We start from the raw sequence: 18,785 nt of genomic DNA, 5'->3' as shown, positions 1-18,785 counted from the left end.
CCGCGGGAGGGACGCCCCCCCCACGCGGCGCCCGCGCCGCCGCCCCCCCACCCCCACCCCCCCCCACAAAACCCCACCCCCCCCCCGGAGAGGTGCGTCAGGCGGGCAGGTGCGGGGCGACCTCAGCGGCGGCGTCGGGGCCGAAGGCGTCGGTGAAGCGGGCCAGGAAGTCCGCCTTCGGCAGCGAGTACTCCTGGGTGCCGATCACCTCGACGGCCGCCGTCGCCACCGCGGAGCCGACCTGCAGGCAGCGCTCCAGGCCCAGCCCCCACTGCCGGGCTGCGACGAAGCCGGCACGCAGCGCGTCGCCGCCACCGGTGGGCTCGACCGGCTTGGTCTCCGGGACGGCGATGACCTCGATCGGCTCCTGCCCGGCCTGCTCCACCCGGACACCGCTGGCCGCCCGGGTGGTCACCCAGGCACCGACCCGGGCGAGCACCTCGGCATCGTCCCAGCCGGTCTTCTGCAGCAGCAGCGCGTGCTCGTACTCGTTGGTGAACAGCAGCTCCGCGCCGTCGACCAGCTCGCGGATCATCTCGCCGTCGGCCCAGGCCAGCTGCTGCGAGGGGTCGGCGAGGAAGGCGTAGCCGCGCTGCCGGCACTCCTGGGTGTGCTGCACCATCGCGGTCGGGTCGTTGGGCCCGACGACGACCAGGTCGACCCCGCCGATCCGGCCGACCACCGGCGCCAGCTCGATCAGCGAGGCCTCGCTCATCGCGCCGGAGTAGAAGGACGCGATCTGGTTGTTCGCGGCGTCGGTGGTGCAGGTGAAGCGAGCGGTGTGCTTGAGCTCGGACCAGTGCACGCTGCCGGTGTCGACCCCGTGCCGGGTGAGCCAGGCGTCGTAGTCGGCGAAGTCCCCGCCGACGGCGCCGACCAGCACCGGCCGCTGGCCGAGCAGCGCCAGGCCGTAGGCCATGTTGGCGCCGGCGCCGCCGCGGTGCTGCACCAGGTCGTCGACGAGGAAGGACAGCGAGACGTTCTGCATCTTCCCCTCGACGAACTGGTCGGCGAACCGGCCGGGGAAGGTCATCAGGTGGTCGGTGGCGATGGATCCGGTCACGACGACGGGCATGGCTGGGCTGCTTCCTGCTGGACGGCGGGGCACGACCCGCGGCGTCCGCGGTGCCCGGCCAGCGTAGGAGCCCGACGCCGCCCCCGCCTGGCGCCCTCCCCCGGCCGGGTCAGCGCGCGGGGTCAGCGCGAGGGGTCGCGGACCAGGGCGAGGAACAGCGGCGTCCTGGTGGCGGTGTCGGTGAGCAGCAGCAGGAACGGCCGGTCCAGGACGATCTCCGGCAGCGGCATCCGGAACGAGACGGCGACGACGGCGACGCCCGTCGCGGCCGCGGCCACGGTGCCGTCCTGGTCCACGTCCAGCACCGTCTTCTGCACGACCCGGTCGATCCGCGCGTCCGCCCCCAGCTCGGGCACCTGCACGGGCAGGCCCTGCTCGACCAGCGGATCGAGCAGGTCGTGGGTCTGCTCGATGCGCAGGCGGGGCAGCCGGACGTCGACGCGCTGCGGGGCTGCGTCGGCCACCGCGGCGAGCACCTGCTCGTCGAGGGTGGCCGGGTCGGTGCCGTCGGGTGGGAGCAGCGCGACGGCGGTCAGCGTGCCGTCGCGGTAGGGCAGCTCGACGGACTGCCAGCCGGCGGCGGCGCGTGCGGTGCCCGACGCGCCGGACATCATCGGCACCTCGACCGTGCCGGTCGGTGCGCTGAACGGCGCCAGGGCGGTCGAGGTGAACCGGCTGGCCCAGCGGGCACGCAGGTGCACGGCGTTGGTGAGCACGAGCACGGTGTCCCGGTCCAGCGGCTGGTCGAACAGGCTGCGGATGAGGCCTCCGGTGTCCTCGGCGACCGCGGCGTTGATCCGCTCGGTCGCGCTGGCGGGGTCGGCCTGGAAGTCGAGCGTGCCCAGTTCGGCGGCGAAGGCGCTGCGCGCCGCGGTGACGTGGGCCGGGTCGACGCGGTACCCGGTCGCGGTCCACAGCCGGTTGCTCACCTGCAGCGCGTCCCGGCTCTCCGCCGCGTCGTCGCGGTCGGCACGCAGCGCGGCGAGCGCGGCGGTGTGCTCGGCGAGGGCGGCGGCCAGCTGCGGCGACCACGGTGGCAGCCGCAGCAGGGCGCCGAGCCGTGCCGCCCGGTCGGCGGTGAGCCCCGGGTACAGCAGGCCCAGCGCCTGGGCGGCGGACGCCGGGGACAGCAGCGCGTTCCCGTCGGGGCGCCGGGCCGCCACCGTGTGCAGCAGGGCCAGGCCGAAGGAGGTCTGGGCAGCGGCGACGTCGGGGACGCCGGTCGTCGTAGGCATGCGCGCAGTGAGTCGCATCTGCCGGGCCTGGTCAAGGCCCCGCGGGCTCCTCCCCCAACGCCCTGCGCAGCTGGACGCCGAGCTGCGCGGTGCCGACGAGGCCGAGCGCGCACCCGACCCCGGTGCCGATGCCGACCACCACGGCCGGGGAGACCAGCGCCGACACGACCCCGGCGCCGCCGAGGGTCATCCCGGCCATCGCCACCCGGGTGGGCCGCTCCCACACCGAGATGGCCCCGGTCTCGCTGACCCCGGCCTGGCCGGCGCGGGCGCGCAGGTAGTCCGGCAGCCAGCACAGCGCCCCGAAGGCCACGGCCAGCCACCCGGGTGCTCCGGCGGCCCACAGCGCCAGGGCGTAGGCCACCTCGGTGAGCCGGTCGACGACGGAGTCCAGCACGAAGCCCCGCCGCGAGGCGCGCCCACCGGCGATCGCCAGCGCACCGTCGAGGGAGTCCAGCAGCCCGGACAGGCCGACCAGCAGCCCGGCCGCGATCAGCCAGAGCCCGCCGGCCGCCGCCGCCGGCACCGCCGCCCCCGCCACGACCAGCCCCAGCGCGGTGGCGGCCAGCGGCGAGACCCGGGCCAGCGGCACGGCCAGCGTGTAGGCCAGGGAGAGCCAGCCGCGCACCAGCCGGCTGGCCGACGGGTCGGTGCCGCCGTGCCAGCGGGACCACGCGATGAGGTACTCCTCGCGGCTCAGCACCCGTGCAGTCCACCACGATGCGGGCGCCGGGCGCTGGCGGCAGGGAGAGTGGTGCCGTGCTCGCCGGTCTCGCCCCCGCCCGCCGTCGCCTGCTGCTGGTCCTCCTGGCGCTCGTGCTGGTGGCGGCGGCGGTCGCGGTCGCCGTCCCGCTGCTGACCGGGGACGACGACACCGGCCCGGGGACCGCGGCCGACCCCGAGCGCCCCGGCCCGGTGCTGCTGGTACCCGGGTACGGCGGGTCGACGGAGTCGCTGCGGCCGCTGGCCGAGCGGCTCACCGCCGAGGGGCGCGACGCGACCGTCGTCGAGGTGCCCGACGGCGGCACCGGCGATCTGCGGGCCTCGGCCGACGCGCTCGGGGACGCCGTGGACGCGGCACTGGCCCGCACCGGCGCGGAGAGCGTCGACGTCGTCGGCTACTCCGCCGGTGGGGTGATCGCCCGGGTGTGGGCCGCCGACGGGGGCGCGGCGCAGGCCCGGCGGGTGGTCACCCTCGGCTCGCCGCACCACGGCACCACGGTCGCGGACCTGGCGCGCAGCTTCGTGCCGGACGAGTGCGGGGTGGGCTGCCAGCAGCTGACCACCGACAGCGAGCTGCTCGCCGGGCTCAACGCCACGGACGAGACGCCGTTCGGGCCGAGCTGGGTGTCGATCTGGACCACCGTGGACCGGACGGTCACCCCGCCGGCGTCGGCCGAGCTGGCCGGTGCGCTGGAGCTGCCGGTGCAGTCGGTGTGCGCGGACTCGCAGGTGTCGCACGGTCGGCTGCCCACCGACCCGCTGGTGCAGGCGATGGTGGTGGCCCAGCTGCAGCCGGGCGACCCGGTGGAGCTGGGACCCGACGACTGCGCGACGCTCGCCGCCGAATGAGCCCCGTCAGCTGGTGATGTCCTTGGTGGTGAAGTTCGCCCACGCGGCGGCCAGCAGCACCCCGACGTAGACCCCCTGCAGCGCCAGCCCACGAACGATGTCCCGCCAGAACACCGGGTCGCGGAACAGGTCGACGAACGCCAGCCAGTAGCGGGTGGGCAGGTAGGGCGCGAAGGACGACGCGGCGTCCAGGGTGAGCAGCAGCGAGGAGGCGATGAGCACCGCCAGCGCCCCGAGCATCGCCGCGGGCGGGGAGTCGGTGAGCGTGGAGAAGAACAGCGCGAACGCCGCCACCCCGAGCATCGACACGGTCACGTAGCCGATGGCCAGCAGGGTGCGGCCGGCGAGCTCCTGGGCGGTGAGCGTCGTCCCCGACAGCGTCGTCCCACCGATCGGCTGGACGTCGAACAGCAGCTGCCCCACCAGGTAGCCGACCACCGCGACCACCAGCACGGTGACGAAGACGAAGGCGATGAGCGCGACCAGCTTCGCCACCAGCAGCCGGGTGCGCCCGGCCGGCCGGGCGAGCAGGTAGCGCAGGGTGCCCGCCTGCGCCTCCCCGGCCACCGACTCCCCGGCGATCAGCGCCACCGCGATCGGCAGGAACAGCGGCAGCACGATCGCCAGCGCGGCCAGCGGGTAGAGCGTGCCGTTGGTGAGCACCGCGGAGAGGAACGCCGGCCCCTCACCGGGCCGCGGCGCCAGGTCGGTGACCGCCAGCAGCACGGCCACCAGCACCGGCAGCGCGTTGAGCAGCCCGATCGTCACCCAGGTCCGCGGCCGGCGGAACAGCTTGCGCAGCTCGACGCCGATCACCGCCGACTCCGCTCCCCCGGCGCGTCGACCCGGTCGGCGCTGGTGCTGGCCGCGGCGAGCACCACCTCCTCCAGGCTCGGCCGCTGCAGCGCCAGCCCGGTGACCGGCACCCCGGCGGCCACCAGCGCGGCGTTGACCTCGGCCGGGTCCGCGCCGCGCACCACCGCGCGCGAGCCGTCGAGGGAGAGCACCCGCCCGTCCAGCGTCGCGCGCACCCGCTCCGGGTCGGGGGTCTCCACGACCGTGGCACCGGTGGGCGCGGTGAGGGTGGCCAGCTCGTCCTGCAGCACCAGCCGCCCCCGATCGAGCACCCCGACCCGGGTGGCGAGCTGCTCGACCTCGGCCAGCAGGTGGCTGGAGAGGAACACCGTCGTCCCCTCGCGGTTCAGCTCCAGCAGCAGCTCGCGGATCTCCGAGATGCCCTGCGGGTCCAGGCCGTTGGTGGGCTCGTCGAGCACCAGCAGCTCCGGACGGCGCAGCAGCGCACCCGCCAGGCCCAGCCGCTGGCGCATGCCCAGCGAGTAGTCGCGCACCGGCCGGCGGCCCACCCCGGCCAGCCCGACCTGCTCCAGCACCGTGTCGATCCGCGACCGCCGGGTGCGCCGCGACCCGCCGGGGCCGGCGGCGTCCAGCAGCGACAGGTTGGCCCGCCCGGAGAGGTGGCCGTAGTGCGCCGGGCCCTCGATCAGCGACCCCACCCGGGGCAGCACCTCCCGCGCCCGCCGCGGCATCGGCCGGTCCAGCAGCCGCACCTCGCCCTCGGTGGGCAGCACCAGGCCCAGCAGCATCCGCACCGTCGTCGTCTTCCCCGAGCCGTTGGCGCCGAGGAAGCCGTAGACGTCCCCGGCGCGCACGTCGAGGTCGATGCCGTCCACGGCGCGCAGCCGGCCGTACCGCTTGACCAGCCCGGCGGTGGCGATCACCGTGCTCACCGGTCGACGCCGGTCAGCTCGGCGGCGGCCAGCGCGAGTGCGTCGCCGTCAACTGTTCCGGTGAGCAGCAGCGGCCCGCGCGGCCCGTCGACCAGCATCAGCCCCAGCGGCCCGGCCGCCAGCCGCACGCCGAGCTCGTCGACGACGGCGTCCGGCGCGCGCCGCAGGGCACCTCGCAGCCCCCCGGCCGCCTCCTCCGGCAGCGGCGCGACGACCAGCACGGTGACCCCGCGGCCGTAGGCGGCGATCGACTCCGGCACCCCGGGCACGGCGCGCCGGTCCAGGCCGGCGAGTGCGGCGGGCAGGACGACGTCCCGGCGGGCGCCGGCCCGGGCGGCGCCCAGCAGCTGCTGGTCCGGGCCGGTGCGCAGGTCGCGCGCCGGCACCGCGGTGAACCGGGTGACCGAGGCGGGTGGCGTGCTGACGTCGACGTCGAGGAACGCGGTGTCCAGCGCGGGGCCGGCGCCGGTGTCCGCGACGACGAGCACCCGCAGCGGGAGGCCGCTGCCGGCGTCGACCCACACGTCGACCCGGGCCACCGAGGACGCCGCGTCCGACGGGACCAGGCGCAGGCCCAGGGCGTCGCGCCCGGCGATCCGCGCGGCCGGCAACCGGGACAGCTCGTCGTCCTCGGCCTCGGACAGCAGCCGGCGGCCCAGCGCGGTGGGCAGCAGGTCCGGTGCCGTGGGGAGCGCGAGCGGACTGCCGGCCGCGGACCGGGTGACCCGCGCCTCCTCGTACTCCCACGTCCAGCGACCGGCGGGGCTCAGGTGCACGCCGGTCTCCCCGGTGGGGGTGACGACGTCCACCCGCCAGTCGAGCGGGCCGCGGTACCAGGTGCGCATCGAGGTCCGGTCGCTGAGCAGGTCGGCGACCGGGGTGAGCTGCTGGCCGACCGGCAGCGCCAGGCCACCGGCCGCCTGGGCGTAGCCGGAGTACGGGACGTCGGCCGAGGCGAGCGCCTGCGCCCGGAGGTCCGGCGCGGAGACGGCGGAGTCGGTGGCCGGCCACGCGGCGACCAGCGCCGGCAGGCTGACCAGCACCGCGCCCGCGGCGGCCACGGCTGCCCAGCGGGCGGCTGCCCCGGTCCGCCGTCGCGCCACGCCGAAGACGGTACGTCGGTCTGGCCACCGCCGGCGCCTGGGCAGAGAGGTCCACAGCTGCACCCCAGCCGGTGTGCCCTCTTCGCGCCGATTCGCGGGTACGGGAGGGTGCAGGGGTGCCCGAGCAAGCCAGACCGCTGTGGCCCGACCGCTACCTCACCGACGGCCGGCTGGTCATCGCACCGGTCTCCGCCGCCCCTGCGCCTCCCGCGAGCTGGTGGCAGCGGTTCGTCGGCTGGATGTCGCGGCAGGACTGGCTCGCCCGGTGCGGCTACTGGTGGCGCGGGCTGCCCGACCGTTCCAAGTGGCTGTGGGGCGTGCTCATCGTCGCGTTCACGGTGTACGTCGGGCCGCTGTTCCTCTGGCTGGCCGTCCACGTGAGCAAGCGGCGCGAGCGTGCCGCGACCAGAACAGCGATCGTGGCTGACCACCCTTCCGCTCCAGAGGTCACGCTCGCCGCCTGGGACACCATCGAGGCCCGGGTCGCCGGAGCTGCGAGTCGCGCGTGGGCCGAGACCCTCGCTGAACCCTCGTGGCAGTCCCCGTACCTGAGCACCACCCGCGAGTCCTTCGACGGCCGAGCCGAGGTCAGCCAGATCGTCGACCTGGCCATTCGGATCCAGCAGGCCCGCAGCCGGCTGGGCACGCGCCCGACCGGACCGGCCGCCGAGTTCTGGGACCGGCAACAGGCCGCGCTGGACGACGCCGCCCGACGGCTCGGCGTCCGCACCGACGCACTGATTCAGCACCGCGACCAGGCGGCGGCCCTGACTGTCGAGCTGCAGCACCTGCTCGACCTGGAGCGGATGGAGCGCAGCGCCGCCGAGGTCGACGCCCTCACGGTGGAGACCGCGTACGGCTCAGGCCGGGGTGACGGCGGACTGGGCGGCGTCTCCGAGGACATCGCCGCCGTACGACTGGCGATGACCGACCTCGTCGAGCTCATGACCCGCACGCGCGCACCCCTGGCCGAGCCGCCCGAGGTCGCCGGTTGATCCTGCGCGTGGGGAGCGTGCCCCCTACCGTCACCGCCGTGGCTCCTCCGATCAGCGACGCCGTGGTCGTCGACGTCCTGCACCGGGTCGACCGGGTGCTGGCCCCCGTGGTCCGGCGGCTGGGCCGGCCGCCCGAGCTGCCCGCCGAGCGGCGTGCCGCGTGGTGGGCCGACCGGGTCAGCCGGGTCGCGGCCGGCGTCTCGGCGGCACCGCGGTTCGCCGGCCGGCTGGCCTCCCTGCTGCCGCTGCAGAACACCGTCGGCTCGGCGGTGCAGTCCCTGGTCGTGCTCGGCGTCGCCGCCGAGCACGGGGTGACCGACCCCGCCGACCGGATCAGCCTGCTCACCCGGGTGCTGCTGGACCGCGAGCTGCCCGCCGAGCAGGTGCGCCCGTTGCTGGACCGCGACCGCGGGGTGTACGCGCAGGAGGCGTTCGGGGAGCGGCGCTCCGGCGTCGGCGGCGCGGCCCGGGCGCTGTGGCGGGTCGCCCGGCTGCTCGGCCGGATCGACGACGCGCTGGACGCCCGGCCCAAGGGCAAGCTGCGCCACCGGGCACTGTCGCAGCTGCCGGTGGTGGGCGTCGTCGGTGGCTACGCCGCCGAGCACGAGGGGCTGCGCCTGGCGGCGCGGGAGGCCGACCAGCTGCTGTCGCGCTGAGGGTCAGACCGCCGGCACCCCGGCCACGTTGGCGTAGACCTCCCGGGTCGCCGTCGAGCGGTTCATGGTGATGAAGTGGATGCCCGGGACGCCTTCGTCCAGCAACCGGCCGCACATCTCGGTGGCCACCTCCACGCCCAGCGCCCGCACCGCCCGCCGCGCCTCGGGGGTGTCGCCGTCCAGCGCGGCGAACCGCTCGGCGAGCTCGTCCGGGAACGCCTGCCCGGACAGCTGCACGATCCGCGCGATCTGCCGCGCGTTCGTCACCGGCATCACCCCGGCGATGATCGGGACGTCGCAGCCGCGGGCGGCCACCCGGTCGCGCAGCCGCAGGTAGTCCTCCACCCGGAAGAACATCTGGGTGATCGCGAAGTCCGCGCCCGCGCGGCACTTGGCGACGAACATCTCGGTGTCGGCCTCGGCGTCCGGCGACCGGGGGTGCAGCTCGGGGAAGGCAGCCACGCCGACGCAGAGGTCGCCGGCGGCCTTGATCAGCCCGACCAGGTCGGCGGCGAACTCCACGCCCTCGGGGTGGGCCACCCACTCCGACTGCGGGTCGGCGCCGGGCGGGTCGCCGCGCAGCGCCAGCAGGTTGCGCACCCCGGCCGCGGCCAGCCGGCTGACCACGTGCCGCAGCTCCGCGACGCTGTGGTCGACGGCGGTGAGGTGCGCCAGCGGCAGCATCGTGGTCTCCGCGGCGATCCGCTCGGTCACCGCCACGGTGCCCTCGCGGGTGGAGCCGCCGGCGCCGTAGGTCACCGACACGAAGGAGGGCTGCAGCCGCTCCAGCTCGCGCAGCGCGGTCCACAGCTGGGTCTCCCCCGCGGCGTCCTTGGGCGGGAAGAACTCGAACGACCACGTGGGTCGCCCCTGGGCGAGGAGCTCGCGCACCGTGCCGGTCACGAGGACGAGCGTAGTGACTGCATCCGGACGGCCGGTCGCGGGCGAAGGACCTCGGACAGCACGAGACGGGGCCCACCGCGGCCCGGGGCGGGAGAGCAGATGAACCGGTGTCAGTCGACTGACACCTTGACCGGGCCGGGACCCATCGAGTTGGGCGATACTGGCCCGGTGACCGCCGGGACCCAGCACCGCGACCGTCCATCCGGCCCCGGGGTCGCCGCCCCGCGGGCGGCCGACCTGGACCGGGTCCGCGCCGCCGTCAGCGCCGCGCTCGAGACCTTCCTGTCCGAGCAGCGCGCGACCCTCGGGGCCATGGCGCCCCAGCTGACGCCGGTGGTGGACGAGGTCTGCGCCCTGGCCGAGGGCGGCAAGCGGCTGCGCCCGCTCTTCGCCTACTGGGGCTGGCGCGGGGCCGCCGGGTCCGCCCCGGCCGAGGACGACGAGTCGGTGCTGCGCGCCGTCGCCGCGCTGGAGTTCGTGCACGCCAGCGCACTGGTGCACGACGACGTGATGGACAGCGCCCTGACCCGCCGCAGCCGGCCGGCCACCCACGTCGGCTTCGCCGCCCGGCACGGCGACGACGGGCTCGGCGGCGACGCGGCCCTGTTCGGCGTCGGGGCCGCGATCCTCGTCGGCGACCTGGCGCTGGTCTGGTCCGACGAGCAGCTGCGCCGGTCCGGAATCTCCACCGCGGCGCTGGCCCGGGCCCGCACGGTCTGGGACGTGATGCGCACCGAGGTGACCGCCGGCCAGTACCTGGACCTGCTGCGCGCCGCGGGCGGGCTGCCCGGCCCCGAGGGCGCGTTGACCGTCGCCCGGTACAAGAGCGCCGGCTACACCGTGCAGCGGCCGCTGCAGCTGGGCGCGGCCATCGCCGGCGCCGCGCCGGAGGTCACCGAGGCCTACACCGCGATCGGCCTGCCGCTGGGCGAAGCCTTCCAGCTGCGCGACGACGTGCTGGGCGTCTTCGGCGACCCGGAGGTCACCGGCAAGTCCGCCGACGACGACCTGCGCGAGGGCAAGCAGACCCTGCTCATCGCGCTGGCCGAGGAGCGCGCCGACGCCGCCGGCCGCCGGTTGCTGGCCGAGTCGCTGGGCGACCCGGCCGCCGGCCCCGAGCAGTTCGCCGCGCTGCGCGAGCTGATCGAGGCCACCGGCGCCCGCACCCGGGTCGAGCAGCGGATCACCGAGCGGACCGCGCTCGCCCGGACCGCCATCGCCGAGGCGCCCGTGGCTGAGGACGCCCGCGCCGCGCTGGACGCGCTCGCCGTCGCCGCGACCACCCGCACCGCGTGAGCGGCCTGCGCCGCGGCCGGGTCCGTACCGTTCCGGGCCGCACCGAGCGGGTCGTCGTCGTCGGCGCCGGGCTCGCCGGACTGTCGGCCGCCCTCCGGCTGCGCGGCGCCGGCCGCGAGGTCACCGTCGTCGACCGCTGCCCCGGCCCGGGCGGACGGGCCGGCGTGGTCACCCGGGCCGGCTACACACTCGACACCGGCCCGTCAGTGTTCACCGCTCCGGAGATCGTCGAGGACGCCTTCGCCGCGGTGGGCGAGCGGATGGCCGACCGGCTGACCCTCATCCCGCTGACCACCACCTACCGCGCCCAGTTCGCCGACGGCTCGCACCTGGACGTGCACGCCGACCGGTCCGCGTTCGCCGCCGAGGTCGAGCAGCTGTGCGGGCCGGCCGAGGCCGCGGCGCTGCACCGGTACCTCGACGACCTGGCCGAGCTCTACCGACTGCAGCTGCGCACCTTCATCGACCGCAACCTGGACTCCCCGCTGGACCTGGCCGGCCCCGAGCTGCTGCAGCTGGTCCGCCGCGGCGGCTTCCGGCGGCTGTCCTCGCACGTCGAGCGGTTCTTCGCCGACGACCGGTTGCGCCGGTTGTTCAGCTTCCAGGCCCTCTACGCCGGGGTGTCGCCGTTCCGGGCGATCGCTGCCTACGCGGTCATCGCCCAGCTCGACATCGGCGCCGGGGTCTGGCACCCCGAGGGCGGGATCGGCGCGGTGCCCCGGGCGATGGCCGCCGCGGCCACGGACGCCGGGGTGGAGTTCCGCTACGGGGTGGACGCCGAGCTGGAGGTCGACGGCTCCCGGGTCACCGCCGTCCGGCTGGCCGACGGCGACCGGCTGCCCGCCGACGCCGTCGTGGTGACCGCCGATGCCCCGCACCGGCTGGTGCCCGGCCTGCGCGGCCCGCGGCGACCGGTCCACTCGCCCTCCTGCGTGGCCCTGCACCTGGGTGCCCGGGCGACGTTCCCCGGCCAGGCGCACCACACGATCAGCTTCGGGGCGTCCTGGCGGCAGGTGTTCGACGAGCTGACCCGCGACGGCCGGCCGATGAGCGATCCGAGCCTGCTGATCAGCATGCCCTCGGTGACCGACCGGGCCCTGGCCCCCGAGGGCGGCTCGGTGCTCAGCGTCGTCGCCCCGACGCCGAACCTCGACCCGCGCAGCGGCGGCAACCCCGACCTCGACTGGCCGGTGCTGGCCCCCCGCTACCGGGAGGAGCTGCTGGCCACCCTGGACGTGCGGGGCTGGACCGGCGTCAGCGGGGCGATCGAGGTGGAGGAGCTGCTGACCCCCGTCGACTGGGCGGCGCAGGGCATGGCCGCGGGCACCCCGTTCGCGCTCGCGCACACGTTCGGCCAGACCGGGCCGTTCCGCCCGGCCACGCTGCCCCGATCGGGCCCGGAGAACGTGGTGCTGGCCGGCTCGTCGGTGCAGCCCGGCGTCGGGGTGCCGATGGTGGTGATCAGCGGCCGGCTGGCCGCCGAGCGGATCACCGGGGTGCCGGCATGACCGCCCTCCCCCCGCCCACCCGGGAACAGCAGCAGGCGCAGCTGGACGCCGCTTACGCGGTGTGCCGGGGCATCGCCGCCGAACACGGCAAGTCCTACTTCCTGGCCACCCGGCTGCTCACCCCCGACCGCCGGGCGGCCGTCCACGCGCTGTACGCCGCCGCCCGCGTGGCCGACGACATCGTCGACATCGGCGCCGACCAGCCCGGCCGCGATCCCGAGGGCGAGCTGCTCGCCTGGTCGACCGCAGCCCTGGACGAGGTCTCCGCCGGCTGGTCCGACGACCCGGTCCGGCTGGCGCTGGTGCACACCTACCGCCGGTACGGCATCCCGATCGAGCACCTGGTCGACTTCCTCGCCGCGATGACCAGCGACCTCGACGTCACCGACTACGCCGACCTCGACGCCCTGGACCGGTACATGTGGGGGTCGGCGTCGGTGATCGGGCTGCAGGTGCTGCCGGTGCTCGGCACCGCGCCGGGGGTGACCCGGGAGGAGGCCGCGCCGCACGCCATCGCCCTGGGCGAGGCGTTCCAGCTGACCAACTTCCTGCGCGACGTCGCCGAGGACGTCGACCGCGGCCGGGTCTACCTGCCCGCGGACCTGATGGCCGCGCACGGGGTCACCCGCGAGCAGCTGGCCGCCAAACGCCACTCCCCCGGGTTCACCGCGCTGATGCGGGAGATGGTGGCGGTGACCCGCCGCCGGTACGACGACGCCGCACCCGGCACCCCGATGCTGGCGCGCGAGTCCCGGGACTGCGTCCGCGCCGCGACCGCCCTCTACGGCGGGATCCTCACCGAGATCGAGCGCGCCGACTACCGGGTGCTGGACCGCCGGGTGCGGGTGTCCCGGCCGCGGCGCCTGGCGGTGTTCGCCCGCCGGTTGACCGCCGCCCAGCTGGCCAGGGTGAGCAGCACCAGGGCGAAGCCGAACAGCAGGTCCTCGACCGGGGCGTAGGCGATCCGCGGGCCCCAGATGACGTCCGGGTCGTAGGTGACCACGTCCAGGCCGGTGAGCACGCCGTTCATCAGCAGCTGGAAGCCGATCACGATCGCGTAGGCGGTCCAGAACACCGGCCGGGTGACCAGTCGGGTGCGCAGCACGGCGAGGTCGGCGACCAGCACGGCTGCCACCGCGAGCACGGCCAGCGCCGAGTAGCTCACCGCCGCGCCTCCTCGGGGGTGCCCTCCACCGGGTAGCCCGCGTCCCAGCCGGTCACCTTCCGCACCGCCTCCAGGGCCAGCACCGCGCAGATCGGCACGACGAGGAAGAAGAGCACCTCCTCGACCGGGATGCCGCCAGGCAGCCGGACGTCGATGGTGCGGGTGGCGCTGTAGTCCCAGTGCCCCTGCCCGATCGCGTAGAGCACCCAGGCCAGGAAGACGACCAGCTCGGGGACGAGCGCCAGCAGCAGCCGCCGCCAGCGGGCGTAGACCCGGACCCGGAGCAGCAGCTCCAGCGGGGCGGTGACCACGAGGCAGCCCACCAGGAGCGCCCCGTAGGTCAGCTGCCCCATCGCCGGCTCAGCACGATCGCCGGCTCAGAAGGCCAGCGCCTGGGCGCGGCGCACGACCTCGCGGTGCCGGTCGTCGCGCAGCGCCTGGACCGGCGTGCCGGGGAGCGTGTCGTCCTCCCGGTACAGCCAGTCGAAGGCCTCCTCCTCGGTGTAGCCGCCGTCCATCAGCACGGTGAGCAGCCCGGGCAGGTGGCGGAGCACCTCGCCGTCGAGCAGCAGGTCGGCCGGGATCTTGCTGTTGCCGCTGCCGGGGACGGCGATCAGCTTGTGCTCGCGCAGCAGCTGGCGGACCCGGTTGGGCGAGACGCCGAGCTGCTGGGCGACCTCCGCGGGGGTGAGCGTGTCCACGCGACCAGCCTAGGGCGGGCCCGGACCGGGAGCGTCGGACCCCCGCGGCAGCATGCCGGCCATGACGCTGAGCACCGTCGAACGCGAGCAGTTCCTCGCCGAACCGCACGTCGCCGCGCTGTCGGTCGCCGCCGGCCCCGACCGCGGGCCGCTGACCGTGCCGATCTGGTACGGCTACACCCCGGGCGGCACGGCCTGGATCGTCACCCCCGCCGCCTCCCGCAAAGCCCGGTCGATCGAGGCGGCCGGCCGGTTCACCTTGCTGGTCGACCGGGTCACCCCCAGCGTCCGGTACGTGTCCGTCGAGGGTCCGGTGGCCGACACCCGCCCCGCGACCGAGGACGACGTACGGGCGATGGCCCGGCGGTACCTGCCCCCGGAGGCGGTGGAGGGCTACGTCGCGATGTCGCTGGCCGACCACGGCGACCAGGTCGTCGTCCACCTCCGCCCCCAGCGGTGGCTCTCCGCCGACCTGGGCTGACCGCCGGGGCTTCCCTAGGCTCCAGCTCCATGTCCAGCAGCGACGCCCCCGGGCCGGTTCCCCCGTACCTCGACCTGGCCGCGCTGGAGGCCGGGGCCCGGCGGCAGCTGCCGGCCGACGTCTACGACTACTACGCCGGCGGCGCCGGGGCGGAGATCACCCTGACCGAGGCGACCTCGGCCTGGCGCGCCTGGCGGCTGCGCCCGCGGGTGCTGCGCGGCGACGCCCCACCGCGGCTGGGCACCACGCTGCTGGGCGCGCCGGTGGCCACCCCGGTCGGGGTGGCGCCGTGGGGGTTCCAGGCCATGGCGCACCCGGACGGCGAGCGCGCCACCGCCCGCGGAGCGGCGGAGGCCGGTGCGCTGATGACCGTCTCCACCAGCGCCAACACCGCGCTGGCCGACGTCGCCGCGGTCACCCCGGCCGGGCCGCGCTGGTTCCAGCTCTACCAGCTGCACTCCCCCGCCCACACCGACGAGCTCGCCCGCCGGGCCGGTGCCGCGGGCTACCAGGCCCTGGTGCTGACCGTCGACGTGCCGGTGCTCGGCCGGCGGCTGCGCGACCTGCGCAACGGCTTCGACCTCCCCGCCGGGCTGCTGATGGCGAACCACCCCGGCGCAGGGGGCGCGCCGGTGTCCATGCGCGCCGCCGAGTCGCCGGCGTGGGCGCTGGCCGACATCGGCCGCCTCCGGGAGGTCTCCGGGCTGCCCGTGGTGGTCAAGGGCGTGCTGCGCGGCGACGACGCCGCCCGCTGCGTCGAGGCCGGCGCCGCCGCCGTCTGGGTGTCCACGCACGGCGGCCGGCAGGCCGACCCGGTCGTGGCCAGCGCCGATGCGCTGCCCGAGGTCGTCGACGCGGTGGCCGGGCAGGTGGAGGTCTACGTCGACGGCGGGATCCGGTCGGGGTCCGACGCGCTGGTCGCCCTCGCGCTGGGCGCCCGCGCGGTGTTCGTCGCCCGGCCCACCACCTGGGGGCTGGCGGGCGGCGGCGCCGACGGCGTGGCGCAGGTGCTGGGTGGACTGAGCGGGGAGCTGGCGCACACCATGCTGGTGTGCGGACTCGACGACGTGCGCTCGGTGCCCCGGGACACCGTCGTCCGGGCCGGGTGGCCCGCCGGCGGGGCCTCCCGCTGAGCCGGCGTCGCTGGTCGGCCGGCATGTCCGCCGACCACCGGCTGGACCGCGGCACCGCCGTCCGTCCAGCCCATCGGGTCACACCCGGCCCACCGTCCCGACGAGTCCGCGTCGTTTCGTCCAGCCGGACCGATCCGCTCCTAGACTCAGCGGTGTGGACACCGTCGTGACCGACCCCGCGGTCGGCCTGGTCCTCGAGGGGCGCTACCGCCTCGAGGAGCGCCTTGCGCGCGGCGGGATGTCCACCGTCTACGCCGCCACCGACCTGCGGCTGCACCGCACCGTCGCGGTGAAGGTGATGGCCGAGCACCTGGCGCACGACCCCGCTTTCGTCGACCGGTTCACCCGCGAGGCGCGGGCGACGGCGATGCTCAGCCACGTCAACGTCGTCTCCGTCAGCGACCAGGGCGCCGACCAGGGCCTGGTCTTCCTGGTGATGGAGCTGGTCCGCGGCCGCACCCTGCGCGACCTGCTGCAGGCCCGCGGCCGGCTCACCGTCGGCGAGGCGTTCGCGGTGCTGGAGCCGGTGCTCGCCGGGCTGACCGCCGCGCACCGGGCCGGCATCGCGCACCGCGATGTGAAGCCGGAGAACGTGCTGATCTCCACCGACGGCCAGGTGAAGGTCGCCGACTTCGGTCTCGCCCGCGCCGTCGCCGGCACCGGGCAGACCAGCCACACCGGCGGCGTGCTCATCGGCACCGTCGCCTACCTCTCGCCCGAGCAGCTCGAGCGGGGGCGCAGCGACGCCCGCAGCGACGTCTACGCCGCCGGCATCATGTTCTACGAGCTGCTCACCGGGCACCCGCCGTACCAGGGCGACACCGCGCTGGCGGTGGCCTACCAGCACGTGCACCACGACGTCCCGGCGCCGTCGGCGGAGGTGCCGGGAGTGCCCTGGCAGGTCGACGAGCTGGTCGCGCGCACGACGCGCCGCGACCCGGCGGCCCGCCCGCTGGACGCCGGGGCCTTCCTCGCCGAACTCGTCGACCTGCGGGCCGACCTGGGGATGGCCCGGGTGCCCGTGCCCACCGGCCGCACCACCGACGCCCCGGGGGCGCTGCGCCCCACCAACCGGTCCACCGCACCGCGCCCCCGCGGGGCGAGCGCGCCCGGCCCGGGCTCCAGCGAGCCACGCACCGAGGTGCTCGGCGGGGGCCGCAGCCGGGGTACCACCGTGCTGCCCGGCAGCGGCGCGACGGCGCACGGAGGCGGTGCCCGCCCCACGGCGCCGCGGCACCCGTCGGTCCGCCCGGGTGTGGCCCCGCACATCCGCCGCCGGCGGGCCCGGCTGGCGATCGCCGTCGTGCTGCTGCTGGCGATCACCATCGGCGCGGTGGGCTGGTGGCTGGGCAGCGGCCGGTGGACCGACGTGCCGGACCTGCTGAACCAGGACCGGGACACCGCCGTCGGACTGCTCCAGGAGGCCGGGCTGGACCCGGCCTTCGGCGAGCCGCAGTTCAGCGAGGAGCTGCCCGAGGGCACGGTCATCTCCGCCGACCCGGCCGACGGCGAGGCGATCCGCGGCAGCGACGTGACCCTGGTGCTCTCCAAGGGGCCGGAGCGGTTCGAGGTCGACCCCGGGCTGGTCGGGCAGCCGCTGGAGGCGGTCCAGACCGCGCTGACCGAGGCCCAGGTCCCGGTGACCGTCACCTCGCGCGAGGAGTTCGACGACGAGCAGCCCGTCGGCACCGTGCTGGGCTTCGAGCCGGCCGCCGGCACCGAGCTCAAGCGCGGTGACACGGTCACCGCGGTGGTCAGCGCCGGGCGCGCCCCGGTGAAGGTCCCCGACGTGGTCGGCCTGAGCCCCGAGGCGGCGACCGCCAACCTGGAGGAGCGCGGCTTCACCGTCGAGCGGACCACCGGGCGCAGCGCCGACGTCGACCCCGGTGAGGTGATGGCGGTCAGCCCCGGCCCCGGGGACGCCGCGCAGCCCTACGGCAGCACGGTGACGATCCAGGTCTCCGAGGGCGTGCCCCAGGTGACCGTGCCCGACGTGAAGGGCAAGTCCAAGGACGAGGCGACCGCGCTGCTCGCACAGGCGGGCCTGGAGGCCGAGTCCACCCAGTTCATCGCGGGCGACCGCGTGTTCCAGCAGAGCCCCCGGGCCGGCGAGGTCGTCGACCAGGGCAGCACCGTCCGCATCCTCATCAGCTTCGGGTGACCTCCTCCTCGTGACCTCCCCCAGCACCGCCCTGCCCTCTCCCGCCCTGCCCTCTCCCGGGGCTCTGCCGCCGATCGGGGCGCACATCCAGATCAAGGGCGGCCTCGCCAAGGGCGGGCTGGCCTACACCGACGCCGTCGGCGCCCGCGCCGTCCAGGTGTTCGTCGGCAACCCGCGCGGCTGGAAGCCGAGCGCCGGTGACCCGGCGCAGGACGCGGCCTTCACCGCCGGCTGCGCCGAGCGCGGGGTGCCCTCGTTCATCCACACCCCCTTCCTGGTCAACGTCGGCTCCCCCAGCGAGGCGACCGTCGAGCAGTCGATCGCGACCATCCGGCACAACCTGGCCCGCGGCCGCGAGCTGGGCTGCGCCGGCGTGGTGGTGCACGCCGGCTCCGCCGTCGGCGAGGACCGCTACGAGGCGGCGCTGGCGCAGCTGCACGACCGGCTGCTCCCGGTGCTGGACGAGCTCCCCGAGGGCGCGCCCCGGCTGCTCGTCGAGCCCACCGCCGGCGGCGGGAGGTCGCTCGCCGCCACGGTGGAGGACCTGGGCCCGTACCTGGCCGCGCTGGAGCACCACCCGGCGGTCGGGGTCTGCCTGGACACCTGCCACGCCTGGGCGGCCGGCCACGACCTGGCGGCCCCCGGCGGCATGACGGCGATGCTGGCCGCGCTGGAGGCGACGGTCGGCCCGGGCCGGCTCGGCCTGGTGCACGCCAACGACTCCCTCGACGCCCGCGGCTCGACCCGCGACCGGCACGCCACGATCGGCGCCGGCTCGATCGGTGCCGCACCGTTCGGCGAGCTGCTCACCTCCCCGGCGCTCGCCGGCGTGCCGGTGGTCGTGGAGACGCCCAGCGCCGACGACGGGCACGCCCGGGACATCGCGCTGCTGTGCGCGCTGCGGGACGGCGTCGACCTCCCCGGCTGAGTCCCCCCGTCGGGGGGGGGGGGGGGGGGGGGGGGGGGGGGGGGGGGGGGGGGGGCGCGGGGGGGGGGGGGGGCGGGGGGGGGGTGGGTGTGCGTGGCTGTGCTGGTTCTGAGTGTGCGGGCATG

At 76.2% G+C, this 18,785-nt stretch carries 19 protein-coding genes and 1 pseudogene; 10 read left to right on the top strand and 10 right to left on the bottom strand.

The window, feature by feature from the left end; all coding sequences use genetic code 11:
* Positions 1-97: 97 nt before the first annotated feature.
* The 3 genes from ACI79Y_RS18955 to ACI79Y_RS18945 form a co-directional block, all read right to left on the bottom strand.
* Positions 98-1,075 (bottom strand): carbohydrate kinase family protein, encoded by a 978-nt coding sequence (locus tag ACI79Y_RS18955; RefSeq protein WP_457159985.1) that lies wholly within the window; start codon positions 1,073-1,075, stop codon positions 98-100.
* A 122-nt stretch (positions 1,076-1,197) separates the two neighbouring features.
* A complete protein-coding gene (locus ACI79Y_RS18950) occupies positions 1,198-2,310 on the bottom strand; it encodes a serpin family protein (protein WP_457159984.1) in 1,113 nt (370 codons plus the stop codon).
* Positions 2,311-2,341: 31 nt separating this feature from the next.
* The gene (locus tag ACI79Y_RS18945) at positions 2,342-3,013 is read right to left on the bottom strand and encodes a CDP-alcohol phosphatidyltransferase family protein (RefSeq protein ID WP_457159983.1); all 672 of its coding nucleotides are present in this window, start codon (positions 3,011-3,013) and stop codon (positions 2,342-2,344) included.
* A 56-nt stretch (positions 3,014-3,069) separates the two neighbouring features.
* Here ACI79Y_RS18945 and ACI79Y_RS18940 point away from each other — a divergent pair, with 56 nt between their 5' ends.
* A complete protein-coding gene (locus ACI79Y_RS18940; protein ID WP_457159982.1) occupies positions 3,070-3,882 on the top strand; it encodes a lipase family alpha/beta hydrolase in 813 nt (270 codons plus the stop codon).
* 6 nt (positions 3,883-3,888) lie between these two features.
* On the opposite strand, the gene ACI79Y_RS18935 is transcribed toward ACI79Y_RS18940, so the two are convergent.
* The 3 genes from ACI79Y_RS18935 to ACI79Y_RS18925 are packed head-to-tail and all read right to left on the bottom strand — an operon-like array spanning position 3,889 to position 6,733.
* On the bottom strand, positions 3,889-4,698 hold the full coding sequence (locus ACI79Y_RS18935) for an ABC transporter permease (protein ID WP_457159981.1): 810 nt from the start codon (positions 4,696-4,698) through the stop codon (positions 3,889-3,891).
* Positions 4,695-5,630 carry an ATP-binding cassette domain-containing protein gene (locus ACI79Y_RS18930; RefSeq protein ID WP_457159980.1) on the bottom strand — a complete coding sequence of 312 codons (936 nt, stop codon included), beginning with the start codon at positions 5,628-5,630 and terminating at the stop codon, positions 4,695-4,697. Before ACI79Y_RS18930 ends, ACI79Y_RS18935 begins: the two co-directional genes overlap by 4 nt.
* Complete coding sequence (locus tag ACI79Y_RS18925) at positions 5,627-6,733, bottom strand: transcriptional regulator (RefSeq protein WP_457159979.1); 1,107 nt, start codon at positions 6,731-6,733, stop codon at positions 5,627-5,629. The genes ACI79Y_RS18930 and ACI79Y_RS18925 overlap by 4 nt, the downstream gene beginning before the upstream one ends.
* Before the next feature lie 116 nt (positions 6,734-6,849).
* On the opposite strand from ACI79Y_RS18925, the gene ACI79Y_RS18920 reads away from it, so the two are divergent.
* Both ACI79Y_RS18920 and ACI79Y_RS18915 read left to right on the top strand, forming a co-directional pair.
* Complete coding sequence (locus ACI79Y_RS18920; RefSeq protein WP_457159978.1) at positions 6,850-7,728, top strand: hypothetical protein; 879 nt, start codon at positions 6,850-6,852, stop codon at positions 7,726-7,728.
* Positions 7,729-7,766: 38 nt separating this feature from the next.
* Entirely contained in the window at positions 7,767-8,384 is a 618-nt protein-coding gene (locus ACI79Y_RS18915) for a hypothetical protein (protein WP_457159977.1), read from the top strand.
* 3 nt (positions 8,385-8,387) lie between these two features.
* Here ACI79Y_RS18915 and metF read toward each other — a convergent pair whose 3' ends face one another.
* Positions 8,388-9,287, bottom strand: coding sequence for a methylenetetrahydrofolate reductase [NAD(P)H] (gene metF / locus ACI79Y_RS18910; protein ID WP_457159976.1), 900 nt, complete (start codon positions 9,285-9,287; stop codon positions 8,388-8,390).
* Positions 9,288-9,455: 168 nt separating this feature from the next.
* Between metF and ACI79Y_RS18905 the strand changes: the two genes are divergently transcribed.
* From ACI79Y_RS18905 to ACI79Y_RS18895, 3 genes are read left to right on the top strand one after another with little or no spacing between them, the layout of a single operon-like run.
* Positions 9,456-10,583, top strand: coding sequence for a polyprenyl synthetase family protein (locus ACI79Y_RS18905; protein WP_457159975.1), 1,128 nt, complete (start codon positions 9,456-9,458; stop codon positions 10,581-10,583).
* Complete coding sequence (gene crtI / locus ACI79Y_RS18900; RefSeq protein ID WP_457159974.1) at positions 10,580-12,091, top strand: phytoene desaturase family protein; 1,512 nt, start codon at positions 10,580-10,582, stop codon at positions 12,089-12,091. Before ACI79Y_RS18905 ends, crtI begins: the two co-directional genes overlap by 4 nt.
* Positions 12,088-13,050: a phytoene/squalene synthase family protein gene (locus ACI79Y_RS18895; protein ID WP_457159973.1), complete on the top strand. Its 963-nt coding sequence runs from the start codon at positions 12,088-12,090 to the stop codon at positions 13,048-13,050. The genes crtI and ACI79Y_RS18895 overlap by 4 nt, the downstream gene beginning before the upstream one ends.
* On the opposite strand, the pseudogene ACI79Y_RS18890 reads toward ACI79Y_RS18895, so the two are convergent.
* From ACI79Y_RS18890 to ACI79Y_RS18880, 3 genes and pseudogenes are all read right to left on the bottom strand, one after another.
* A pseudogene (locus ACI79Y_RS18890) lies at positions 13,047-13,196 on the bottom strand (lycopene cyclase domain-containing protein); the annotation flags it as partial. The gene ACI79Y_RS18895 and the pseudogene ACI79Y_RS18890 overlap by 4 nt on opposite strands.
* 56 nt (positions 13,197-13,252) lie before the next feature.
* Positions 13,253-13,609, bottom strand: coding sequence for a lycopene cyclase domain-containing protein (locus tag ACI79Y_RS18885; RefSeq protein ID WP_457159972.1), 357 nt, complete (start codon positions 13,607-13,609; stop codon positions 13,253-13,255).
* A gap of 24 nt (positions 13,610-13,633) precedes the next feature.
* Positions 13,634-13,957 carry an Rv2175c family DNA-binding protein gene (locus tag ACI79Y_RS18880; protein WP_457080950.1) on the bottom strand — a complete coding sequence of 108 codons (324 nt, stop codon included), beginning with the start codon at positions 13,955-13,957 and terminating at the stop codon, positions 13,634-13,636.
* 61 nt (positions 13,958-14,018) lie between these two features.
* Here ACI79Y_RS18880 and ACI79Y_RS18875 point away from each other — a divergent pair, with 61 nt between their 5' ends.
* The 4 genes from ACI79Y_RS18875 (at position 14,019) to ACI79Y_RS18860 (ending at position 18,660) form a co-directional block, all read left to right on the top strand.
* On the top strand, positions 14,019-14,438 hold the full coding sequence (locus ACI79Y_RS18875) for a pyridoxamine 5'-phosphate oxidase family protein (RefSeq protein WP_457159971.1): 420 nt from the start codon (positions 14,019-14,021) through the stop codon (positions 14,436-14,438).
* Positions 14,439-14,467: 29 nt separating this feature from the next.
* Positions 14,468-15,571 carry an alpha-hydroxy acid oxidase gene (locus tag ACI79Y_RS18870; RefSeq protein ID WP_457159970.1) on the top strand — a complete coding sequence of 368 codons (1,104 nt, stop codon included), beginning with the start codon at positions 14,468-14,470 and terminating at the stop codon, positions 15,569-15,571.
* Between the two features lie 154 nt (positions 15,572-15,725).
* On the top strand, positions 15,726-17,732 hold the full coding sequence (gene pknB, locus ACI79Y_RS18865; RefSeq protein WP_457159969.1) for a Stk1 family PASTA domain-containing Ser/Thr kinase: 2,007 nt from the start codon (positions 15,726-15,728) through the stop codon (positions 17,730-17,732).
* A 10-nt stretch (positions 17,733-17,742) separates the two neighbouring features.
* Entirely contained in the window at positions 17,743-18,660 is a 918-nt protein-coding gene (locus ACI79Y_RS18860; RefSeq protein WP_457159968.1) for a deoxyribonuclease IV, read from the top strand.
* Positions 18,661-18,785: the final 125 nt, after the last annotated feature.

It is taken from the genome of Modestobacter sp. SYSU DS0875, assembly GCF_054050915.1.
Note: the sequence above shows the minus strand (reverse complement) of the source record. Positions and strands in the feature narration are given on the sequence as shown.